Here is a 20845-nt window from a genome sequence, read left to right on the forward strand (position 1 = left end):
CGGTGACAAACAGCAACTGGACATGGTCGCGACCAAGCTCAAAACCGAAGCCTCGAACGTGCAACTCCACGTCAGCGGCCACACCGACAGCGTGGGCAGCGATGCCTACAACCAGAAACTGTCGCAAAGACGTGCGCAGTCTGTGACCGATTACCTGGTCAGCGCCGGCATCCCGCGTGCCTCGTTCGTGTCGGTCGAAGGTGATGGCGAAGCGCGCCCAGTGGCGGACAACAAAACCGCCGACGGCCGTGCGTTGAACCGTCGCGTCGAGATCAAAATCAACCGTTGAGACCAGGTTGGAGCGTTGAAAAAGCCCCGGTTTAAAGCCGGGGTTTTTTATTTCTGGCAGCTCTCTAAAAAAATCGATGCCCGCACTGGCCGCTTCCTGCTCTTGGCCCCAGACAAGTTTTGAAACCTGCCTCTGGCATAGTCCTGCTCGTCACCGTACTGTGCGCACATCATTTTTTCACCGCACAAAACCAATAAAACAGCAGAGGCCTCGCATGCGTGTGTTTTGGGGATTAGGGAAAGTGCTGACAACGGGATTCTGGCTGCTTGTACTCGCCAGTCTGGCCATGGTCATGCCAAACCCCTTCGACGTACTGTTCAAACTGGCGGGTGGGCTCTTGCTGCTCATCCACATCATCGAACTCATCGGCTTCAACGCCACCCTGCGGGGGCGCGCGCACCCTGGGCGGGATCGCCTCCTGATCCTGCTCTTTGGCATTTTCCACTTGAACACCATCGCACGCCCACAGGCCGAGGTTAATCATGCGTAACGCAATGCTGATGACGGCGGCTCTGATGTCGGCCCTGAGCAGTTCCTGGGTAATGGCCCAGACTATCTCCGTTGAATCCCACTCATTGATGCGGCTGCCGTCGAAAACCAGCGTATTGCAGCTGGATCGACTTGAAGTCGCCGACTACGGCACCCTCTTGATCCCGGCCGGACTGACCGAGGTCACCATCGGCCAGCTCGTCATGGGCCATGAATCGCGCATCGCCATCGTTCCGAGCGCCGAGGCGTTCAGCCTGCACGTCAAACAGGGCGACCTGGGCAGCGGCGCCGAGATCACCGCCCGTGGCGCCCCGGGCACTTTCGAGAAACCGCCAACGCCCGGTCGCAACCTCAACCTACGGATCCAGCAACTCAATGCTGATCAACTGTTCATCGACGCGCGCGGCGGCGCCGGATCGCCGGGTTACGTGGGCCTCGACGGTGGCAACGGTGTCGATCCGGGCTGCACTTGGGGTTCCGCCAGCCGCGGGATAGACGGCGACAATGGCGGCAATGGCCGCGACGGCGCACCGGGAGCGGTCGTTCGTCTCGACCTGCCGGCGGCCTTCGGCAATGATCGCATCAAGGTGAACGTGCAAGGCGGCGCCGGAGGCATTGGCGGCGACGGCGGTCGCGGCGGCAAAGGCGGCGCCTCCAAGGGCTGCGTGGTCTATCGCGCTGACGGCGCCAAGTCCGGCAAGAACGGCGACAAGGGCCAGTCGGGTGCCGTCGGGCCGGCAGGTGCCATCGTGGTTCGCAACCTATAAGCCAAGCGCTTTACGCTCAAAATATTGGCCGGCTTGCGGCAATCGCCACGACGGCCACCCCCACGATCAGATTGATTCCGACCAGACGGCGGATGCCGCCCAGTGCGGCTGCCCCCTCCGCCCATTGCTCGGCGAGTACCGCCTTGCGCAGTTGCGGCAGGTTTAACGTCGAGACGCGCAGAAACAGCGCCACCATCACGACATACAGGCCCATCATCGCCTGCACATAGCGAGGAGCCGTCTGAAACCCGCTGAAATTGACGTTGATCAGGCCAATGCCCGTCACCGGCAGCAGGATCACCGCGCACCAGACCCAGACGAAGAAGCGCGGCAACACCTGCAGCCACAGCTTCAACCGGGCCGGGCCCTCGAGGGCGGAAATGACCGCCGGTCGAAAAATCATCCAGGCGAAAAACATCCCTCCTACCCACACAATCGCTGCCAGGACGTGCAAGGTGTAGACAAAGGCTACAGGTGACATCGAGAACTCCGATCTGCGCAGAAAGAATTAGCGCGGTATGATAGCCGCCCGCTGCGACTACTGAAGATATATCCAGCGGTTTTCGTGTTTTCATTCAGCACCCGTGACGCCGAGCCAACGACCCAGCCCATGATCAGCACCGAACTCAAATCCCAGATTCAGGGCGCTTATTCGCGTTTCCTCGAAGCCAAAAGCCTCAAGCCTCGTTACGGCCAGCGCCTGATGATCGCTGAAGTGGCGAAGGTGCTGGGTGACGTCGACACGGACGAAGAAGGCCGCCGTTCGGGTGATCCCGCCGTGGTCGCGGTCGAGGCGGGAACGGGCACCGGTAAAACCGTCGCTTACGCCATCGCCGCCATCCCGACCGCCAAAGCCGCAGGCAAGCGCCTGGTGATCGCGACCGCTACCGTCGCGCTGCAGGAGCAGATCGTCTACAAAGACCTGCCTGACTTGATGCGCAACAGTGGCCTCAACTTCACCTTCTCGCTGGCCAAGGGCCGTGGCCGTTACATGTGCCTGTCCAAGCTCGACATGCTGCTGCAGGAAGGCGACGCCCAGAGCGCGACCGCACAGCTGTTTGAAGAAGAAGGCTTCAAGATCGAAGTGGACGAGGCCAGCCAGAAGCTGTTCACCACCATGATCGAGAAGCTTGCCGGCAACAAATGGGACGGCGACCGCGACAGCTGGCCTCAGGAACTGGCTGACCAGGACTGGGCACGTCTGACCACCGATCACAGCCAGTGCACCAACCGCCATTGCCCGAATTTCCAGCAGTGTGCGTTCTACAAGGCGCGCGAAGGCATGGGCAAAGTCGACGTCATCGTCACCAACCACGACATGGTTTTGGCTGACCTTGCGCTGGGCGGCGGCGCTGTCCTTCCCTACCCCCGCGACACCCTGTATGTGTTCGACGAAGGCCATCACCTGCCAGACAAGGCCATCGGCCACTTCGCCCATTTCAGTCGCCTGCGGTCCACCGCTGACTGGCTGGAGCAAACCGCCAAGAACCTCACAAAATTGCTCGCACAGCATCCGCTGCCGGGCGATCTGGGCAAACTGATCGAGCAGGTGCCCGAGCTGGCACGCGAGATCAAGACCCAGCAGCAGTTCATGTTCACGGCCTGCGAGCAGCTTGCCGATTTCAAACCCGGCGAAGACATGGAAGGCCGCGAGCGTCCGCGCCATCGTTTCATTGGCGGTGTGGTCCCCGAGCACATGCGCGAGATGGGCATTGAGCTGAAAAAAGGCTTTGCCCGTCTGGACGATCTGTTCACGCGCCTGACCGAGCTGCTCAAAGAAGGCATGGACGGCGAGGTCAACATCGGCATCGCCAGCCACCAGGCTGAAGAGTGGTATCCACTGTTCGGCAGTCTGCTGGCCCGCGCCCATGGCAACTGGGAGCTGTGGACCGCCTTCACCGCTGAAGACCCCGAAAACAGCCCACCGATGGCGCGCTGGCTGACCCTGGCCGACAGCGGCTCGCTGTTCGACATCGAAGTCAACGCCAGCCCGATCCTGGCGGCGGAAATGTTACGCCGCAATCTGTGGAACGTGGCCTACGGCGCGCTGGTGACATCTGCCACGCTGACAGCCCTGGGCAAGTTCGACCGTTTTCGCATGCGTGCCGGGCTACCGAAAGACGCCGTCACTGCCGTGGTACCGAGTCCTTTCCATCACGCCGACGCAGGCGTATTGCGCGTGCCTGATCTCAAGGCCGACCCTCGCAATGCGGCCGAGCACACGGCGGCCATCATTCGTGAGCTGCCGAATCTGGTTGAGGGCTCGAAAGGCACGCTGGTGCTGTTCTCGTCGCGCAAACAGATGCAGGAAGTTTTCGACGGGCTGGAGCGGGACTGGCGTAAGCGGGTCTTCATCCAGGGCAACCTGTCCAAGCAGGAAACCCTCAACAAGCACAAGGCGCGGGTCGACGGCGGCGAGGAAAGCGTCCTCTTCGGGCTGGCCAGCTTCGCCGAAGGGGTGGACCTTCCGGGTGCTTATTGCGAGCACGTGGTGATCGCCAAGATTCCCTTCGCCGTGCCGGATGATCCGGTCGAGGCCGCGCTGGCCGAATGGATCGAAGCCCGAGGCGGCAATCCGTTCATGGAAATCGCCGTCCCCGATGCGTCGCTGCGCCTGATCCAGGCCTGCGGTCGACTGCTGCGCACCGAACAAGACCGCGGCATCATCACGCTGCTGGATCGCCGGGTCGTGACCCAGCGCTATGGCAAAGCCATCCTCAACGCACTGCCGCCGTTCCGGCGCGAAATTTCCTGAACCCGTGTGCTGAATAAAACACGGTAGACCGGGTCTTACCCCGGTCCGCCCGGTTGCGCGCGACCTCTGTCGTGCTCCGGGCCTCGGATGATCAAGGAGCTTCAGATCACATGATTCGCCGTTCACTGTCCGCCCTCCTTGCCACGCTGTGCGCCGGCATGGCCCACGCAGGGCCTGATGTGCAGCAAACGCTGTTCAATTTCGTACGGCCCGCCGACGTGGTGAAGGTCACGACCCAGGATGCCGGCTTTCCCCAGGCCAATGCCGAACAGACGGCCGAAGGCGAAGTGCTGCGCCGGGTCATTTTCAATCCGGTCGCCAAACCCAGCCTGCAGCTGACCCCGCAGTCCGGCGTCTGGGACTGGAGCGCCGACAGCGCCATGACCCTGCGTCTGCAGAGCGCCATGGACTGGGCATTGACGCTGTACGTACAGGTCGAAAGCCGGGACGGCAAGGTCCTCACCAGCCGGATCGATCTCCCGGCCGGTCCGGCGCAAACGCTGGTGCTTCCGCTCAAGGCCAGTTCGCCACTGACCCAGGGCATGCGCGCCGGGCCACCGATGCCGTGGGTGTACGAGGGGCAGCGAGTGTTGCTGGCCCCTACCGAAGGCGAACTGAACAGCGCCGAGGTTTCATCGGTCACGGTGTCGATGTCCCAACCCAATGTGGCGCAGAGCGTCCTGGTGGAGAAATTCGGCGTGCAAGCGGGCGATGCGCTGCAAACCGCTGCGTACAGCCAACTGGTTGACGGCTATGGCCAGTCCACGCGAGGCAAATGGCCGGAGAAGGTCAGCAGCGACGATCAGCTCAAGGCACTGGCCAGCAAGGAACAACAACAGTTGCAGGCCTGGCTGAAAGACCGTCCGAGCCACGATAGATACGGCGGCCTGCTCAACGGCCCGGCGTTCGAACCGAAGGGCTTTTTCCGCACCGAAAAACGCGACGACCGCTGGTATCTGGTGACGCCGGAAGGCCATCCGTTTTACTCCCTCGGGGTCAACGCCGTTACCGCTGACGACAGCCAGACCTACGTTGAAGGCCGCGAAGGGATGTTCTCCGGTTTGCCCGGCAGCGATGATCCCCTCGCTGCGTTCTACGGCAAGGGCGACGATAACCGCGAGACGGGGGCGAACCGGAACCGGCAGTTCGATCAGGGCCGCTGGTTCGATTTCTACGGTGCGAACCTGCAGCGCACCTACGGCGTGCCAACGTGCGTGGAAGTGTCCAGACCCGCCGAGCCCGCCGACGAGGAAGACGCAACGGTATCAACCGGTGACAGCGCCACCGGGCAAGCCACGCCCGCGCCTGCATCTGAAGCGCCTGCCGCACCGGCACCTGCACCTACGATTGAATGCAAACCGGTGATTGTGGACAGCAAGCGCTGGGCTGATCACACCCTGCAGCGCTTGCAGGCGTGGGGCTTCAACACGGTGGGCAACTGGAGCGAGCCGGCGCTTCAAAGCCTTGAGCGCGGCAAAAAAGACCGCGTGCCGTACACCCTGCCGCTGTCCATCGTTGGCGACTACGTCAGCATCAGCACTGGCCAGGATTGGTGGGGCGGCATGCCTGACCCGTTTGATCCGCGCTTCGCCATGGCTACTGAGCGCGCCGTCGCCATCGCCGCCCGTGACCATCGCGATGACCCGTATCTGATCGGTTACTTTGCCGATAACGAACTGGCGTGGGCCGCGCCGGGCAATGATCCGAAAAGTCGCTATGCGTTGGCTTACGGCACGCTGAAGTTGACCACCGATGTGCCGGCCAAACGGGCGTTTCTCAAGCAGTTGCGCGACAAGTACCGCAACGAGGAGGGCCTGTCCAAGGCCTGGGGCATCCACCTCGCCGCGTGGGAGTTGATGGAAGACCCGGGCTTCGAACCGCCGCTGCCCAGTGCAGAGCACCCGGAGATCGACAACGACTTCAGGTATTTCCAGCGCGTGTTCGCCGAGACCTATTTCAAGACGATTTCCGACGCCCTGAAGTGGCATGCGCCGAACCATTTGCTGCTCGGCGGCCGGTTCGGTGTCACCAGCCCCGAGGCGACCGAAGCCTGCGCGAAATACTGCGACGTTCTGAGCTTCAACTTTTATACCCTCAAACCTCAGGATGGCGTGGACTTCGCGACACTGCGCGTCTTGGACAAGCCTGTGCTGGTCACCGAGTTTCACTTCGGTTCCCGTGATCGCGGGCCGTTCTGGGGCGGGGTGATCGAAGTGCCGCGTGAGGAAGATCGCGGCCCGGCATACGCCAATTTCCTGAAGAGCGCGCTGGCCGAGCCTTCTATCGTCGGCGTGCACTGGTTCCAATACCTGGATCAGCCTGTGACCGGCCGATTGCTCGACGGCGAAAACGGCCACCTCGGGCTGGTAGGGATCACCGACGTTCCGTATCAAGGCTTCGTCGACGCGGTGCACAAGGCCAATGGGCAGGTCGTGGATGTGATAGGCAAACGCCCTTAACCGGGCGGTTCCCAAAGCAGTCAATCGCTGGAACAATGCTCACCCTTTTTGCAGCCCGACCGGAGAGCCAGACCGTGCAGATTCAAGGCCATTTCGAGCTTCAGTTTGAGGCCGTGCGCGAGGCATTCGCTGCGCTGTTCGACGATCCGCAGGAGCGTGGCGCCGCGCTTTGCGTGCAAATCGGCGGGGAGACGGTGCTGGATCTGTGGGCAGGCACGGCGGACAAGGACGGCGGCGAAGTCTGGCACAGCGATATCATCGCCAACCTGTTCTCCTGCACCAAGACGTTTACAGCGGTCACTGCGTTGCAGCTGGTGGGTGAGGGCAAGCTGAATCTGGACGAGCCCGTCGCTCGTCTCTGGCCGGAGTTCGCCGCCAACGGCAAAGCGTCCATCACGCTGCGCCAGATGCTCTGCCATCAGGCGGGGCTGCCGGCGATCCGTGAAATGTTGCCGGCCCAGGCGCTTTACGACTGGCAGGCCATGACGGACGCGTTGGCCGCCGAGCAACCCTGGTGGACGCCGGGGCAGGGTCATGGTTATGCGGCAATCACCTATGGCTGGCTGGTGGGCGAGATGATTCGTCGTGCTGACGGTCGCGGGCCTGGCGAGTCCATTGCGGCGCGGATCTCGCGGCCGTTGGGCCTGGATTTTCATGTCGGACTCGCCGACGAAGCGTTTCATCGCGTCGCCCACATCGCCCGGGGCAAGGGCAATATCGGTGACGAAGCCGCGCAGCGCCTGTTGCAGGCCACCTTGCGTGAACCTACTTCCATGACGGCGAGGGCGTTTACCAACCCGCCGTCGATCATGACCAGCACCAACAAGCCCGAGTGGCGCCGCATGCAGCAGCCTGCCGCCAATGGCCATGGCAATGCACGCAGTCTGGCCGGCTTCTACAGCGGCCTGCTCGATGGCAGCCTGCTGGACGGCGACCTGCTCAACGAGCTGACGCGCGAGCACAGCATTGGCCCGGACAAGACATTGCTGACTCAGACCCGCTTCGGTCTGGGCTGCATGCTCGACCAACCGACCGTGGCCAACGCGACCTTTGGCCTGGGTGCGAAGTCATTTGGCCATCCGGGTGCGGGCGGCTCGGTGGGCTTCGCTGATCCCGAGCGCGATGTGGCGTTCGGGTTCGTGACGAACACGCTGGGTCCTTACGTACTGATGGACCCGCGCGCTCAGCGTCTGGTACGCGTGCTTGGTGAGTGTTTGCAGTAACAATCGCCGTTAAGTGCTTGTTCTACCGACTGTCAGTTAAACCTTATTAACAGAGCCGTAGGGCGGTTTCTTTTTCCAAAACGGTCTTTATGCGTGTTATATGAGCGCTGCTTCGTTCATTTTCTGATCAATTCTTTGTGTGGGTCACCCATGTCAGCTAACAAAAGTCTCGCATTTGCTGTTTGCCTCGCCGTCACCGGCTGTGCGCAAACTCCTCAGGATCAGTCGGCCAGCAATGATCACTGGTGGTCGTTCGGTTCAGCCAAGGGTGCAGATGTCGCGCCGGCAACCCCGGCCCCAAGCGCTGCGGTGGCGCAAGTGGCGAAATCTCAGGCCGAAACCGGCACGCGCTGGTACTGGCCGTTTGGGTCTGACCACGGGACTACCGAGACCAAGCCGGAAGTGGCCGCGACTCAACCGGCTGCCGCGCCAGCACTTGCCCAAGGCAACGACGCCACCAAATGGTGGTGGCCGTTTGGCGCAAACGAAGCCAAAAAGGACGCCGCACCGGTTGTTCCTAAAGTCGACCCTAAAGTGACCCAGGCCTGGCTGGATCTGAACGAGCCGAAAGTCCGCGAAGCGATCAAGGACAGCCAGTTCCAGTTCGAACGCCGTGACGATACCCTCGTGGTGACCGCGCCTGTCGACAGCACCTTCAACCCGAAACGCCCGGAAATGCTCCTGCCGACCAACCTCGGCCCGATCAGCCGCATGGCCAAGATCGTTGAAGTCGATCAGCGCGCCGCCGTTTTGGTGCTGGGCCACAGCGACGTTGCGGGTGATGCCGATCTCAAGATCAGCCAGCAGCGCGCCCAATCGGTCGCGGCGATTTTCCGCCTCAGTGGCCTGCAGCGTAATCGTCTGAACCTGCGAGGCATGGGCGCGGACATGCCGCGTGCTGCCAGCGACAGCGTGCCGGGTCGCGCGCTGAACCGCCGTGTGGAAATCATTCTCACGCCGCAGGACACCATGGTTGCCCTGATGGCCAAGTACAACCTGCCGCCTGCGCCGACCCTGCTGGCCGTGCAGAACGCCAACGCGGCTCCAGCGCCAGCCCCGGTTGCTGCGCCAACCAAGGCCGCTGCACCTGCCAAGTCGGCTGCACCGGCCAAGAAAGCGACTGCCAGCAAAGCGGCCGCCGCCAAGGCACCTGCCGCCAAAAAAGCTCCTGTAAAGAAAGCGGCGCCGGTCAAAGCCAAAGCTGCGCCCGCCAAAGCTGCCGTCAAGAAACCTGCCCCGGATGCTCAAGCCGGCAACTGAGGTTACTATCGAGGTCCTGTTCACGGATCTCGATAAAGGAAGGCAGTGATGAGCCAGCGTCTGGCCGATATGCGCCGTAACTATGCCCGCGAAGGGTTGACCGAAGCGCAGGCTCCGGAAGAACCCTTCGCACTGTTTCATCGCTGGTTCAACGAAGCGATAGAAACCGAGCAGCCGCCGGTTGAAGCGAACGCCATGACGCTGGCGACCGTCGACGCCGACGGTCGCCCGCATTGCCGGGTCTTGCTGCTCAAAGGCCTGGACGCGCAGGGCTTCACGTTCTTCACAAACTACGAGAGCGCCAAAGGCCAGCAGATAGACGCGCGTCCTTTCGCCGCCATGACGTTCTTCTGGCCCACATTGGAACGTCAGGTGCGCATCGAGGGCCGCGTGTCGAAGGTCAGCCACCAGGAATCCGACGCCTATTTCCAGGTGCGTCCCCTGGGCAGCCGACTGGGTGCCTGGGCATCGCCGCAAAGCCGGGTGATCGCCGACCGTGAACAACTCGAAGGTTTACTCAAAGCCACCGAGGCACGTTTTCTGGACACCCAGCCGGACTGTCCCGAGCACTGGGGCGGCTACCGTCTGGTACCGGATCGCATCGAATTCTGGCAGGGCCGCCCAAGCCGTCTCCACGACCGCCTGAACTATCGGGTGGCTGAAGGTGAGTGGCAGCGCGAGCGCCTCGCGCCTTGATGGGCGCCGCCGGGCTGCATGAGTGTCAGCCTTCAAAGACGCTGTCACAGTTTTCTTTGAATCAATTTTTGGCGTTGTCGTCCACTGAAGTAGACGCTGGCGTGTGCTGTATCACGCCTGAATAAACGTAAATTATCGGTACAGGACCGTGACACCGATTGGCGTCGCAGAGTCTAATGGCTACCTGTTCCTCTGGAGATACTGTTATGCGTAAGTCTGTACTGTTGGTTGCTTCGTTCACCGCCATGGCACTGACGCTGGGCGGCTGTACTTCGAGCCTCACCGGCGACTCGTACTCGCGCGACGAAGCTCGTCAGGTGCAGACCGTACGCCTGGGCACCATCGAGTCGTTGCGTCCGGTGAAGATTGAAGGCACCAAAACGCCGATCGGCGCCGGTGCCGGTGCCATTGTTGGTGGCGTGGGGGGTAGCGCCATCGGTGGCGGTCGCGGCAGCATCGTGACGGCCGTAATCGGTGCGGTTGCCGGTGGTTTGCTGGGTTCGGCAGCGGAAGGCGGCCTGACCCGTGCCCAAGGCGTCGAGATCACCGTTCGTGAAGACGACGGCACCATGCGTGCTTATGTGCAGGAAGTGCAAGAGAACGAGATCTTCCGCGTCGGCGAGCGTGTTCGCATCATGACCGTCAACGGCACCAGTCGCGTCAGCCACTAAACTGCGCTGCACGTCCTGAACGAGCGTAAATACTTCGCTTGTCAAAACGCCCCGATCAGTCGGGGCGTTTTGCATTTCAGCCCGCTATTGCCGGGATGGGCCCTTGGTGGCAGCGATTGAAGGCGTGCCCCTACTGGCGAGTGCGGTGACGCCGTAGCCGATGAGCGCGGCGAGAACAGACCCCGTCAAAATGCCCATTCGGTCCATTCCCGCAAACTCGCTTTGCCCCGGAACGAACGCCAGCGATCCGACAAACAGGCTCATGGTAAAGCCGATCCCGCAGAGGATCGCAACGCCCAGCACTTGCCCCCAGTTCGCGCCGGTCGGCAATGAGGCCAGTCCCGTCTTGATCGCCAGCCACGTCAGACCAAACACGCCGATAACTTTGCCCAACAGCAGGCCAAGCGCGATGCCGAGCGGCACGGGGTGGATGAAGCTTTCCAGCGTGACGCCGGCCAAAGGGACGCCGGCGTTGGCGAAGGCAAACAGCGGCAGAATGCAGTAAGCCACCCGGGGATGCAGGCCGTGTTCGAGTTGCTGGAGCGCAGCGGGGGTGTCGCCGGGCGTGCGCAGCGGAATGCAGAACGCGAGCACCACGCCGGCCAGCGTCGCATGGACGCCACTCTTGAGCACACAGACCCACAGCACTATGCCGACCAGCAAGTAGGGCGCGAGCCTGGCCACGCCCAGGCGGTTCATGCCGATCAGAACGGCAATCGACCCTGCTGCCAGCGCCAATGCAAGGCTGGACAGCTCGCCCGAGTAGAACAGCGCAATGACGATGATCGCGCCAAGGTCGTCGATGATCGCCAGGGTCATGAGGAACAGCTTGAGCGACACCGGCACCCGCTTGCCCAGTAGCGCAAGCACGCCAAGGGCGAATGCGATGTCGGTCGCTATGGGGATCGCCCAGCCACCCAGCGCGGCCGGATCATCCTTGTTCAGCGCCCAGAAGAACAGGGCGGGTATGACCATGCCACCGATGGCCGCCGCGCCCGGCAGGACAATCTGCGAAGGTCGCGACAGGTGCCCTTGCAACACCTCACGCTTGACCTCCAGCCCGATCAGCAGGAAGAACAACGCCATCAGCCCGTCGTTGATCCACAGCAGCAATGGCTTAGCGATTTTCAGCGCCCCGACTTGCGCAACGACCGGCGTGTCGAGCAGGGCGTTATACAGCCATGAGAGGGGCGAATTATTGATGATTAGAGCGAGGGCCGCGGCGGCAATCAGCAGCAAGCCTCCCGCGGCTTCCAGCTGGAAAAGACGTCTGAATGTATTGCGTACGGGCAAGGTCACGCTCCAAGGGCAGCCTGAAAAGGAGCGCCACCCTAGCGCGCGTCGGTGTGACTTGAAACTGGATCTGAAGCCGGATTTGTAAGCAGAAATAACGCCCTACAGCGCCCGCTCACGAATCCGAAGGATTCGCTTTATGGGGCTGTAGGACGATGCCGCGAAAGGGGCTTATGCAGTGATGCCCAACATATCTCGGGCCAATGCTTCGGCAATCCGGATCCCGTCGACGCCGGCCGACAGGATGCCGCCGGCATAGCCTGCACCTTCTCCGGCCGGGAACAACCCCTTGACGTTCAGGCTTTGCAGGTCTTCGCCACGGGTGATGCGCAGCGGAGAGGAGGTGCGCGTTTCGATGCCGGTGAGGATGGCGTCGTGTTGCGAGAAGCCTTTGATCTGCTTCTCGAACGCGGGCAGCGCCTCACGAATGGCTTCGATGGCGAAGGCCGGCAGCGCGTCGGCAAGGTCGGTCAGCTTAACACCGGGCTTGTAGGACGGTTCGACTGCGCCCAGCGCCGTTGACGCTTTGCCCGCGATGAAATCGCCGACCAGCTGCGCCGGTGCTTCGTAGGTTTCGCCGCCCATGAGGTAGGCATGCGACTCCAGACGCTCCTGCAGTTCGATACCCGCCAGCGGGCTGCCCGGGTAATCCTGCTCGGGGGTAATGCCCACGACGATCCCGGAGTTGGCGTTGCGCTCGTTACGCGAGTACTGGCTCATGCCGTTGGTGACCACGCGATGGGGCTCCGAGGTCGCGGCGACCACGGTGCCGCCGGGGCACATGCAGAAGCTGTACACCGAGCGGCCGTTTTTGGCGTGGTGCACCAGCTTGTAATCGGCTGCGCCAAGTTTCGGGTGACCGGCGTACTTGCCCAGTCGCGCGCGGTCGATCAAGCCCTGCGGGTGCTCGATGCGGAAGCCGACCGAAAACGGCTTAGCTTCCATGAACACGCCGCGCCCGTGGAGCATGCGGAAGGTGTCGCGGGCGCTGTGGCCCAGTGCCAGGATGACGTGGCGCGAGTCGATTCGCTCGCCGCTGTCGAGCACCACGCCCTGCATCTGACCGTCTTCGATCAGCACATCGGTGACGCGTTGCTGGAAACGCACTTCGCCGCCCAGCGCTTCGATCTGATGGCGCATGTTTTCAACGACACCGGTCAGCCGGAAGGTGCCGATGTGCGGCTTGCTGACGTAGAGAATCTCTTCCGGCGCGCCGGCTTTGACGAACTCGTGCAGGACCTTGCGGCCGATGAATTTAGGGTCTTTGATCTGGCTGTAGAGTTTGCCGTCGGAAAACGTCCCCGCGCCGCCCTCGCCGAACTGCACGTTGGATTCGGGGTTGAGCACGTTCTTGCGCCACAGGCCCCAGGTGTCCTTGGTGCGCTGACGAACTTCCGTGCCGCGCTCAAGGATGATCGGCTTGAAGCCCATCTGCGCGAGCAACAGGCCGGCGAAAATCCCGCACGGACCAAAGCCGACCACCAAGGGGCGCTCGCTGAGGTCGGCAGGGGCGTGGCCCACCACCTTGTAACTGACGTCCGGCGCCGGGCCGACGTGTTTGTCGTGGCTCAGGCGCTGGAGCAGGGCGGCTTCGTCGCGCACCTGGAAGTCGACGGTGTAAATGAACTGCAGTTCGGTGGATTTCTTGCGCGCATCGTAGCTGCGCTTGAACAGGGTGAAATCCAGAAGCTCGTCGCTGCCGATGGCCAGGCGCTGCAGAAGTGCGGGGCGCAGTTCGTCGTCCGCGTGGTCCAGCGGCAGTTTGAATTCGGTGATTCGTAACATTGAAAGATCCGGTTTCGGGCCGCAGGATCGGCCCGGCAGCACTACAAGAGCGCGCGATTATAAGACACATTGGGCAGGGAGCGGTGGCCGGAGCGACGACATCCGCCGCGCAGCATTCGAGCGGTCTTGCACACGGCCAATGTAGGAGTGAGCTTGCTCGCGAAGGCGTCCGTCGGTCAGCATATCAGTGCCTGACTCGCCGCATTCGCGAGCAAGCTCACTCCCACAGGTTTTGCATCTGTTCAGATTCAGTGCAACGCGTTCAGTCGTTACGCATCGCACCGAAGTAGGCGCAGCCGCGCTGAACCTGGCCATTGACCCGCAGCTCGGCGGTCAGGTGCTGAACCGAGCCATTCAACGGGTCCACACAACGCAGCGGCGCGACGTAGAGTTCGACGTGCTGATTGTTGGCGTCGGTGATCAGGTTGAAGCGGCCTTCGGGCATCTGCTCCTCCATGTAGGGCACGGCGAACGGCTCCTTGCCCTCGCGCTCAAGCACCAGACCCTTGCCGCTGGCGTTGAGGTTCCACTTCGGACCGTTGCCGCTGGCATGAATCGTCAGGCGCTTGAAGTTGGGGTCCTCGCAGGCGCCGCTCGGGCGCTCGACGCGGTAGAGCTGGTAAATGTCGGCCTGCCCGTCACTGCCTTGGGCCTTGCTTGCGACGAAGTTGCCGCGCACATCGGCGAACGCCTTGCCGTTCTTGTCCACCACCGAAGCGGCCTCCTGCAGGACGCCGGTGTTGCCCTTGTCGGTCACGGCATAGCGGCGCTGTTCGTTGCACGGGGCGAAGAACAGTTTGCCGCCGTCACCGCTGAGGGTGCCCTGCATGCGGATCATGCCGGCGGTCGACACTTTGCTGTCATTGGAAGACATGGGCATCAACTGGCAGCCGGCAAACAGGGGCAACACGGCGAACATCAGGGCGGAACGAGCAGCGAACATGGGGCGGTCTCCAGACAAGTGCCGCCACGTTACGCAGCCTGCTCGCTCATCACAAGGGGGAGTAGCCGACGTGATACGTCTGTCCGGTTTGTAGCCCTTCGACACTTTTTGCATACGCCAACGCTACATCCGCTGCCGGGACCGGCTTGAAGCCGCGGAAGTACGGCGCGTAGCTGCCCATGGCTTCGACCAGCACGCCGGGGCTGACCGAATTGACCCGCATGCCGCGCGGCATCTCGATCGCGGCGGCGCGCACGAAGGCATCGATGGCGCCGTTGACCAGGCTGGCAGACGCCCCGGTGCGAATCGGATCGACGCTGGTGATGCCAGTGGTGAACGTGAATGACGCGCCGTCGTTGGCGAATTCCCGGCCAATCAACAGCAGGTTGACCTGGCCCATGAGCTTGTCACGCAGGCCGAGGTCGAAAGCCTCGGCGGTCATCTCGCCCAGCGGCGCGAAGGTGACATTACCCGCTGCGCATATCAATGCGTCGAAAGGGCCTGTCCGTTCGAACAGTTTGCGGATCGAGTCGCTGTCACTAATATCGACGTGCTCGTCCGCGCCGGTTCTGCCGATGCGGATGATCTCGTGGCGTGGCGACAGTTCTTTATCAATCGCCGAGCCGACGGTGCCGCTGGCGCCAATCAATAGAATCTTCATGATGCGGTTTACCCCTGGAATGGATCAGGCGCTCAGTGTGAGTCGCCTTTTTCCGCTGAAACAGGGGCTAAACGGCAATCCCGGTTTGTCAGAAAGGAAACAATCATGAGCGAGATGGACGACCTGGCCGCGTTCGCGATGCTGGTTGAGGCCAATAGCTTCACCCTGGCCGCGCAATGGCTGGACACCAGTACCAGCCAACTGTCCAAGCGCATCAGCAAACTGGAAAAAAGCTTCGGCGTGACGCTGCTCCATCGCACCACTCGCAGCCTGACCCTGACCTCGGCGGGCGCCATTCTCCTGCCCGAGGCTCGCGCTCTGCTGGCGCAACGCGACCGGGTCCGCGACGCGATGGCTCACTTGAGCGAAAGCCTGATCGGCACCGTGCGCCTGACGGTTCCGGTGTCATTGGGCGAAACATTTTTTGAAGGCCTGCTCACCGAATTCGCCCATGCCTACCCCGACGTGCAGATTGAACTGGACCTCAACAACCACTTCCGCGACATGCGCCGTGACGGGTTCGACCTGGGGATTCGCTCCAGCGTGGGCATAGACGAGCGTCTGGTGGCCAAACCATTGCTGTCGTTACAGGAACTGACCTGCGCCAGCCCCGCCTACCTCGCCAGACACGGCACTCCGCAAGCGCCGGAAGAACTGCGCGTCCACCGATGCCTGCTCAACAGCCACTCCACCGGCCGCGAATCGTGGGGCTACCACCAGAAACACGAACTGACCCGGGTAAACGTTCGCGGCACCTTCGCCAGCAACCACTACGGCCTGCTGAAAAAAGCCGCACTGGTCGGCGCCGGCATCGCGCGCCTGCCGTCGTACATGGTGCATGAGGAACTGAAAGACAAGCGATTGCACTGGCTACTGCGCGATCACCAGACGCCGGTCTCATCGCTGTACCTGGTCCACCCTTTCGAAGGACGACTGCCGCGGCGGGTGCAGGTCATGGCCGACTACCTCACCCAATGGTTCGAGCGAAGCACCGCGGCGCTGGAGACGCTCTGACCGCCAGGGCAATTCTCCCTCGTCAGAACGGCGACAGAGCCGGCGCGGAGCGCCACAGGATGCATTCCCACGCAGAGCGTGTGGAACGATCAGACAGGTTTAAACAATCAAAATTGATGGCGCAGCCACTGGCCTCTTCCCGGCTAAAGCCGGTCCCACGAAAAGCGGCGCGTGCAGTCAGTGGCACCGACGCGTCCCCGTAGGACCGGCTTCAGCCGGAAAGCCGTTGCCGTTGCCATTGTTTTTGACCTTCAAACACAAAGGGTTCAAACACCGCAAAACGCGACTTTGGTGCAGGCTGAACGGAGGTTTCGCGCAGTGGGCCGAGCCGCATGGATGCGGCGAGAGCTGCCCCCCGCCATGGATGGCGGATGGCAGCGGGCCCACGGAGTGAGACCGGAGTGAAGGAACCCGACGAAGTCGGGCCCAACCGAGAGCAGGCACTTTTGGTTACTTTTAGTGCTTTTTAAAAGTAACTCGCCGAAGGCGAAACAGTCTGCCCTTAGGCAGACGCCCTTGATCTTGCTTTAGATCCGGACCCATTACCCGCCCAAATAAGCATCCCGCACTTTCGGATCAACCAACAACTCCGCCCCCGAACCCTGCATCACCACCCGGCCGTTCTCCAGAACATACGCACGATCAGCGATCTTCAACGCCTGATTCGCATTCTGCTCCACCAGAAACACCGTCACCCCGTCCCGACGCAACTGCTCAACAATCTCGAAAATCTGCTGAATGATAATCGGCGCCAACCCCAGCGAAGGCTCATCCAGCAGCAACAGCTTCGGCTTACTCATCAAGGCACGACCGATCGCCAGCATCTGCTGCTCACCGCCCGACATCGTCCCGCCGCGCTGATTGAACCGCTCCTTCAAACGCGGGAACAGCTCAAGCACCTTATCCATCTGCACCTGATAATCGTCCTTGTCGGTAAAGAACCCGCCCATGGCCAGGTTCTCCTCCACCGTCAGACGGGCGAACACACGACGGCCCTCCGGCACCACCGCAATGCTCTTGCGCATGATCACCGACGACTCAAGACCGACCAGCTCCTCGCCCATGTACCGGATGCTGCCGCTGTGCGCACGCGGTGAACCGCACAGCGTCATCAACAGCGTCGACTTGCCCGCACCATTGGCGCCGATCAGCGTGACGATCTCGCCTTGCTGCACATCGATGCTGACACCGTGCAACGCCTGGATCTTGCCGTAGAAGGTAGAAACGTTATCGAACTGCAGCATTTACGCTTCCCCCAGGTAGGCTTTGATCACTTCAGGATTGTCACGGATCTGCTCGGGCGTGCCATCCGCCAGCGGCGTGCCCTGGTTGATCACCACGATATGGTCGGAAATGCTCATGACCAGCTTCATGTCGTGCTCGATCAGCAACACCGTCGCGTTGTGCTCGTTGCGCAGCACGCCGATCAACGCTTTCAAGTCTTCGGTTTCTTTCGGGTTCAAACCGGCCGCCGGCTCGTCGAGCATCAGAATGCGCGGGCGCGTCATCATGCAGCGGGCGATTTCCAGACGGCGTTGTTGACCGTAAGCCAGCGTGCCGGCGGGACGGTTGGCGAACTCCTTAAGGTCAACGGCTTCGAGCCAATGCTCGGCGTACTCCATCGCCTCGCGTTCGCTCTTGCGGTAGGCCGGGGTCTTGAACAGGCCGGACAGGAAATTCGTGTTGAGGTGGCGATGCTGGGCAACCAGCAGGTTCTCCACCGCGGTCATTTCCTTGAACAGGCGTACGTTCTGGAACGTTCGCACCACGCCTTTGCGGGCGATCTCGTGGCCGGCGAGGCCCTGGATCGGTTCACCGTCGAGCAGAATCGTGCCGGAGGTCGGCTTGTAGAAGCCGGTCAGGCAGTTGAAAACGGTGGTCTTGCCGGCGCCGTTCGGGCCGATCATCGACACCACCTGTTTCTCGTTGACGGTCAGACCCACGCCGTTGACGGCCAATAGACCGCCAAAACGCATGCACAAGCCGGAAGCCTGCAGAAGTGGACGGCTCATCAGCGCTCCCCCTTGAGTTTCATAACGGGACGCTGCATCGGCAGGAAGCCCTGAGGACGCCAGATCATCATCAGCACCATCAAGGCGCCGAAGCCGAGCATTCGATATTCGCTGAATTCGCGAAGCAGTTCAGGCAACAGAATCATCACGACTGCGGCGAGGATCACGCCCAGCTGTGAGCCCATCCCGCCCAGGACTACGATGGCGAGGATGATCGCCGACTCCAGGAAGGTGAACGACTCCGGCGTGATCAGGCCCTGACGCGCGGCGAAGAAGCTGCCGGCGAAACCGGCGAACGCAGCGCCAAGGGTGAAAGCTGACAGCTTGATGATGGTCGGATTGAGACCCAGCGCGCGGCAGGCGATTTCGTCTTCACGCAGGGCTTCCCATGCGCGGCCGATGGGCATGCGCAACAACCGGTTGATCACGAACAGCGCCAAGAGCGCCAGCAGCAGGGCGATCAGGTAAAGAAAGATCACCTTGTTGATGGAGTTGTATTGCAGGCCGAAGTATTCGTGGAACGTCTGCATGCCTTCAGCAGCCTTGCGCTCGAACGACAGGCCGAACAGCGTCGGTTTTTCGATATTGCTTATGCCGTTGGGCCCACCGGTGATGTCGGTCAGGTTACGCAGGAACAGGCGAATGATTTCACCGAAACCCAGCGTCACGATGGCCAGATAGTCGCCGCGCAAGCGCAGGACCGGAAAGCCCAGCAGGAAGCCGAAGGTCGCCGAAGCCAGGCCCGCCAGCGGCAGGCAGATCCAGAAACCGAAGCCGAAGTAATGCTGCAGCAGGGCATAGGTGTACGCGCCGACGGCGTAGAAGCCGACGTAGCCCAGGTCGAGCAGGCCCGCCAGACCGACCACGATGTTCAGGCCCAGGCCGAGCATCACGTAGATCAGGATCAGGGTCGCGATGTCCACCGCGCCACGCGAGCCGAAGAACGGCCATACCAACGCGGCAATCACCAGTGCGCCGAGGAACCAGCGCTGGGTCGACGGCAGGGTCAGAAAGTTGCTGGTCTTGTCGGACATCAGCTGTTTCTGTGGGCGCGAACGCCACATGGCGCTGATTTGTTCGTTGAACAGCACGCGCAGGAACATCAGAAACGCGGCGGCGAAAATCACCATCACGGTCGTGTTACTGGCGCCGACCACCGCGAGATTGATCCCGACGATGTCCAGTTTGAGCCCGAGGATCGGGTAAGCGACGGCCAGCACCAGCACTGCGCTGAAGAGGGCCGATTTGAGATTCCTGGTCATACTTTTTCAACCTCCGGACGGCCGAGCAGGCCGGTTGGCCGGAACAACAACACCAATACGAGAAGACCGAACGCCACCACATCCTTGTACTGGTCGCCAAAGATGTCGGCGCCAAAGGCTTCTGCGACGCCCAGCACCAGACCGCCGAGCATCGCGCCCGGGATACTGCCAATGCCGCCCAATACCGCAGCGGTGAAGGCTTTGATGCCAACCAGGAAACCGGCGTTGGGGTTGATCACGCCGTACTGCATGCTCAGCAGGACCGCCGCGACCGCCGCCAGGGCAGCACCGATGACGAAGGTCAGGGCAATGATGTTGTTGGTATTGATCCCCAGCAGATTCGCCATCTTGATGTCCTCGGCGCAGGCGCGGCAGGCACGACCCAGGCGAGAGCGCGAGATGAACCAGGTCAGACCGAGCATGGCCACCAGCGTGACGATGAAGATCAGGATCTGCATGTACGAGATCACCACTTCATGGGTGCTGCCGGGGCCGAAAACGAAGTTGCCGGGAATAAGGTTGGGGATCGATTTGTCTTTGGAGTCCTGCGACAACAACACGGTGTTCTGCAGGAAAATCGACATGCCGATGGCGGAAATCAGAGGGATCAAACGGTTGCTGCCGCGCAGCGGACGATAAGCGACCCGCTCGATGGCATAGCCGTAGGCGCTGGTCACCACGATGCTCGCAACGAAGGCTGCGGTGATCAGCAGGGGCAGGCTGTCCAGGCCAAGCATGGTCAGACCGGCCAGGGCGATAAACGCCACATACGAGCCGATCATGTACACCTCGCCGTGGGCGAAGTTGATCATGCCGATGATGCCGTAAACCATGGTGTAGCCAATGGCAATCAAGGCGTAAGTGCTGCCAATGGTCATGCCATTAACCAGCTGTTGAAGAAAGTGATAGAGATCTATCGGCATTGCTGAGTGCTCCTAAAAACCTGCCTGGTGTTTCACTGGTAGAGTCGTTTCCCGCTCGCGCGTCGTGATCTACGTCCGCGTCCGGCACGAGCCCAGTGGTTCACTGGTGCGGTTTCAAGATGTTCAGGGTCGGGAATTCTTGTGAAATTCGCTGCCCGGCTAAAACAAAGCCCACTGCGGTTGCAGTGGGCTTCGGGTAAGCCTGAAGGCTGTGTTATTTCACAGGGGCTTCAGTCTTGGTGCCATCTTTGTGCCAGGTGTAAACGACGAATTTGAAGTCTTTCAAGTCACCCTTGGCGTCGAAAGACAGATCGCCGGTAGGGGTCTTGAAGGTACCGGCGTG

At 61.7% G+C, this 20845-nt stretch carries 19 protein-coding genes and 1 pseudogene; 10 read left to right on the forward strand and 10 right to left on the reverse strand.

Going from position 1 to position 20845, the window contains the following annotated elements:
- From VF672_RS01790 to VF672_RS01800, 3 genes are all read left to right on the forward strand, one after another.
- The coding region (locus tag VF672_RS01790) for an OmpA family protein (RefSeq protein ID WP_331100773.1) at positions 1-289 on the forward strand (289 nt) is incomplete at its 5' end.
- 214 nt (positions 290-503) lie between these two features.
- On the forward strand, positions 504-779 hold the full coding sequence (locus tag VF672_RS01795; protein WP_331100775.1) for a DUF1145 domain-containing protein: 276 nt from the start codon (positions 504-506) through the stop codon (positions 777-779).
- A gap of 7 nt (positions 780-786) precedes the next feature.
- Positions 787-1545, forward strand: a complete 759-nt coding sequence (locus VF672_RS01800) for a collagen-like protein (RefSeq protein WP_414705556.1) — start codon at positions 787-789, stop codon at positions 1543-1545.
- Between the two features lie 16 nt (positions 1546-1561).
- Here the strand turns inward: VF672_RS01800 and VF672_RS01805 are convergent, their stop codons facing one another.
- A complete protein-coding gene (locus VF672_RS01805; RefSeq protein WP_331100777.1) occupies positions 1562-2026 on the reverse strand; it encodes a CopD family protein in 465 nt (154 codons plus the stop codon).
- Between the two features lie 129 nt (positions 2027-2155).
- On the opposite strand from VF672_RS01805, the gene dinG reads away from it, so the two are divergent.
- The 6 genes from dinG to VF672_RS01835 all read left to right on the forward strand — a co-directional run bounded on the left by dinG (position 2156) and on the right by VF672_RS01835 (position 10609).
- Complete coding sequence (dinG, locus tag VF672_RS01810) at positions 2156-4300, forward strand: ATP-dependent DNA helicase DinG (protein ID WP_331100779.1); 2145 nt, start codon at positions 2156-2158, stop codon at positions 4298-4300.
- 110 nt (positions 4301-4410) lie between these two features.
- The gene (locus VF672_RS01815; RefSeq protein ID WP_331100781.1) at positions 4411-6759 is read left to right on the forward strand and encodes a beta-agarase; all 2349 of its coding nucleotides are present in this window, start codon (positions 4411-4413) and stop codon (positions 6757-6759) included.
- Between the two features lie 74 nt (positions 6760-6833).
- On the forward strand, positions 6834-7982 hold the full coding sequence (locus VF672_RS01820; protein WP_331100783.1) for a serine hydrolase domain-containing protein: 1149 nt from the start codon (positions 6834-6836) through the stop codon (positions 7980-7982).
- 150 nt (positions 7983-8132) lie between these two features.
- Entirely contained in the window at positions 8133-9242 is a 1110-nt protein-coding gene (locus VF672_RS01825) for an OmpA family protein (protein ID WP_331100785.1), read from the forward strand.
- 48 nt (positions 9243-9290) lie between these two features.
- Complete coding sequence (pdxH, locus tag VF672_RS01830; protein WP_331100787.1) at positions 9291-9938, forward strand: pyridoxamine 5'-phosphate oxidase; 648 nt, start codon at positions 9291-9293, stop codon at positions 9936-9938.
- A gap of 206 nt (positions 9939-10144) precedes the next feature.
- Positions 10145-10609 (forward strand): glycine zipper 2TM domain-containing protein, encoded by a 465-nt coding sequence (locus VF672_RS01835; RefSeq protein ID WP_037012225.1) that lies wholly within the window; start codon positions 10145-10147, stop codon positions 10607-10609.
- A gap of 84 nt (positions 10610-10693) precedes the next feature.
- On the opposite strand, the gene nhaA is transcribed toward VF672_RS01835, so the two are convergent.
- From nhaA to VF672_RS01855, 4 genes are all read right to left on the reverse strand, one after another.
- Entirely contained in the window at positions 10694-11902 is a 1209-nt protein-coding gene (gene nhaA, locus VF672_RS01840) for a Na+/H+ antiporter NhaA (protein ID WP_331100793.1), read from the reverse strand.
- A 171-nt stretch (positions 11903-12073) separates the two neighbouring features.
- Positions 12074-13687 (reverse strand): NAD(P)/FAD-dependent oxidoreductase, encoded by a 1614-nt coding sequence (locus VF672_RS01845; RefSeq protein ID WP_331100795.1) that lies wholly within the window; start codon positions 13685-13687, stop codon positions 12074-12076.
- A gap of 262 nt (positions 13688-13949) precedes the next feature.
- Entirely contained in the window at positions 13950-14630 is a 681-nt protein-coding gene (locus VF672_RS01850) for a hypothetical protein (RefSeq protein ID WP_331100797.1), read from the reverse strand.
- Between the two features lie 49 nt (positions 14631-14679).
- Complete coding sequence (locus VF672_RS01855; RefSeq protein WP_331100799.1) at positions 14680-15291, reverse strand: short chain dehydrogenase; 612 nt, start codon at positions 15289-15291, stop codon at positions 14680-14682.
- Positions 15292-15396: 105 nt separating this feature from the next.
- Here VF672_RS01855 and VF672_RS01860 point away from each other — a divergent pair, with 105 nt between their 5' ends.
- Positions 15397-16305 carry a LysR family transcriptional regulator gene (locus VF672_RS01860; protein ID WP_331100801.1) on the forward strand — a complete coding sequence of 303 codons (909 nt, stop codon included), beginning with the start codon at positions 15397-15399 and terminating at the stop codon, positions 16303-16305.
- Between the two features lie 542 nt (positions 16306-16847).
- On the opposite strand, the gene VF672_RS01865 is transcribed toward VF672_RS01860, so the two are convergent.
- The 5 genes and pseudogenes from VF672_RS01865 to VF672_RS01885 all read right to left on the reverse strand — a co-directional run.
- Complete coding sequence (locus VF672_RS01865) at positions 16848-17549, reverse strand: ABC transporter ATP-binding protein (RefSeq protein ID WP_037012216.1); 702 nt, start codon at positions 17547-17549, stop codon at positions 16848-16850.
- Positions 17550-18317: a high-affinity branched-chain amino acid ABC transporter ATP-binding protein LivG gene (gene livG, locus VF672_RS01870; protein ID WP_122536637.1), complete on the reverse strand. Its 768-nt coding sequence runs from the start codon at positions 18315-18317 to the stop codon at positions 17550-17552.
- Positions 18317-19579 (reverse strand): high-affinity branched-chain amino acid ABC transporter permease LivM, encoded by a 1263-nt coding sequence (locus tag VF672_RS01875; RefSeq protein WP_331100807.1) that lies wholly within the window; start codon positions 19577-19579, stop codon positions 18317-18319. The genes livG and VF672_RS01875 overlap by 1 nt, the downstream gene beginning before the upstream one ends.
- The gene (gene livH, locus VF672_RS01880) at positions 19576-20502 is read right to left on the reverse strand and encodes a high-affinity branched-chain amino acid ABC transporter permease LivH (RefSeq protein WP_037012211.1); all 927 of its coding nucleotides are present in this window, start codon (positions 20500-20502) and stop codon (positions 19576-19578) included. Before livH ends, VF672_RS01875 begins: the two co-directional genes overlap by 4 nt.
- Positions 20503-20716: 214 nt before the next feature.
- A pseudogene (locus VF672_RS01885) lies at positions 20717-20845 on the reverse strand (leucine ABC transporter subunit substrate-binding protein LivK); the annotation flags it as partial.

Source organism: Pseudomonas sp., assembly GCF_036387035.1.
Taxonomy (GTDB): Bacteria; Pseudomonadota; Gammaproteobacteria; order Pseudomonadales; family Pseudomonadaceae; genus Aquipseudomonas.

What these genes read in the sequence shown, in the direction of transcription:
- VF672_RS01795 (WP_331100775.1), top strand. Translation starts at nt 504, where the DNA reads ATGCGTGTGTTTTGGGGATTAGGGAAAGTGCTGACAACGGGATTCTGG.
- VF672_RS01805 (WP_331100777.1), bottom strand. Translation starts at nt 2,026, where the DNA reads ATGTCACCTGTAGCCTTTGTCTACACCTTGCACGTCCTGGCAGCGATT.
- dinG (WP_331100779.1), top strand. Translation starts at nt 2,156, where the DNA reads ATGATCAGCACCGAACTCAAATCCCAGATTCAGGGCGCTTATTCGCGT.
- VF672_RS01815 (WP_331100781.1), top strand. Translation starts at nt 4,411, where the DNA reads ATGATTCGCCGTTCACTGTCCGCCCTCCTTGCCACGCTGTGCGCCGGC.
- VF672_RS01825 (WP_331100785.1), top strand. Translation starts at nt 8,133, where the DNA reads ATGTCAGCTAACAAAAGTCTCGCATTTGCTGTTTGCCTCGCCGTCACC.
- pdxH (WP_331100787.1), top strand. Translation starts at nt 9,291, where the DNA reads ATGAGCCAGCGTCTGGCCGATATGCGCCGTAACTATGCCCGCGAAGGG.
- VF672_RS01835 (WP_037012225.1), top strand. Translation starts at nt 10,145, where the DNA reads ATGCGTAAGTCTGTACTGTTGGTTGCTTCGTTCACCGCCATGGCACTG.
- VF672_RS01845 (WP_331100795.1), bottom strand. Translation starts at nt 13,687, where the DNA reads ATGTTACGAATCACCGAATTCAAACTGCCGCTGGACCACGCGGACGAC.
- VF672_RS01850 (WP_331100797.1), bottom strand. Translation starts at nt 14,630, where the DNA reads ATGTTCGCTGCTCGTTCCGCCCTGATGTTCGCCGTGTTGCCCCTGTTT.
- VF672_RS01855 (WP_331100799.1), bottom strand. Translation starts at nt 15,291, where the DNA reads ATGAAGATTCTATTGATTGGCGCCAGCGGCACCGTCGGCTCGGCGATT.
- VF672_RS01860 (WP_331100801.1), top strand. Translation starts at nt 15,397, where the DNA reads ATGAGCGAGATGGACGACCTGGCCGCGTTCGCGATGCTGGTTGAGGCC.
- VF672_RS01865 (WP_037012216.1), bottom strand. Translation starts at nt 17,549, where the DNA reads ATGCTGCAGTTCGATAACGTTTCTACCTTCTACGGCAAGATCCAGGCG.
- livG (WP_122536637.1), bottom strand. Translation starts at nt 18,317, where the DNA reads ATGAGCCGTCCACTTCTGCAGGCTTCCGGCTTGTGCATGCGTTTTGGC.
- VF672_RS01875 (WP_331100807.1), bottom strand. Translation starts at nt 19,579, where the DNA reads ATGACCAGGAATCTCAAATCGGCCCTCTTCAGCGCAGTGCTGGTGCTG.
- livH (WP_037012211.1), bottom strand. Translation starts at nt 20,502, where the DNA reads ATGCCGATAGATCTCTATCACTTTCTTCAACAGCTGGTTAATGGCATG.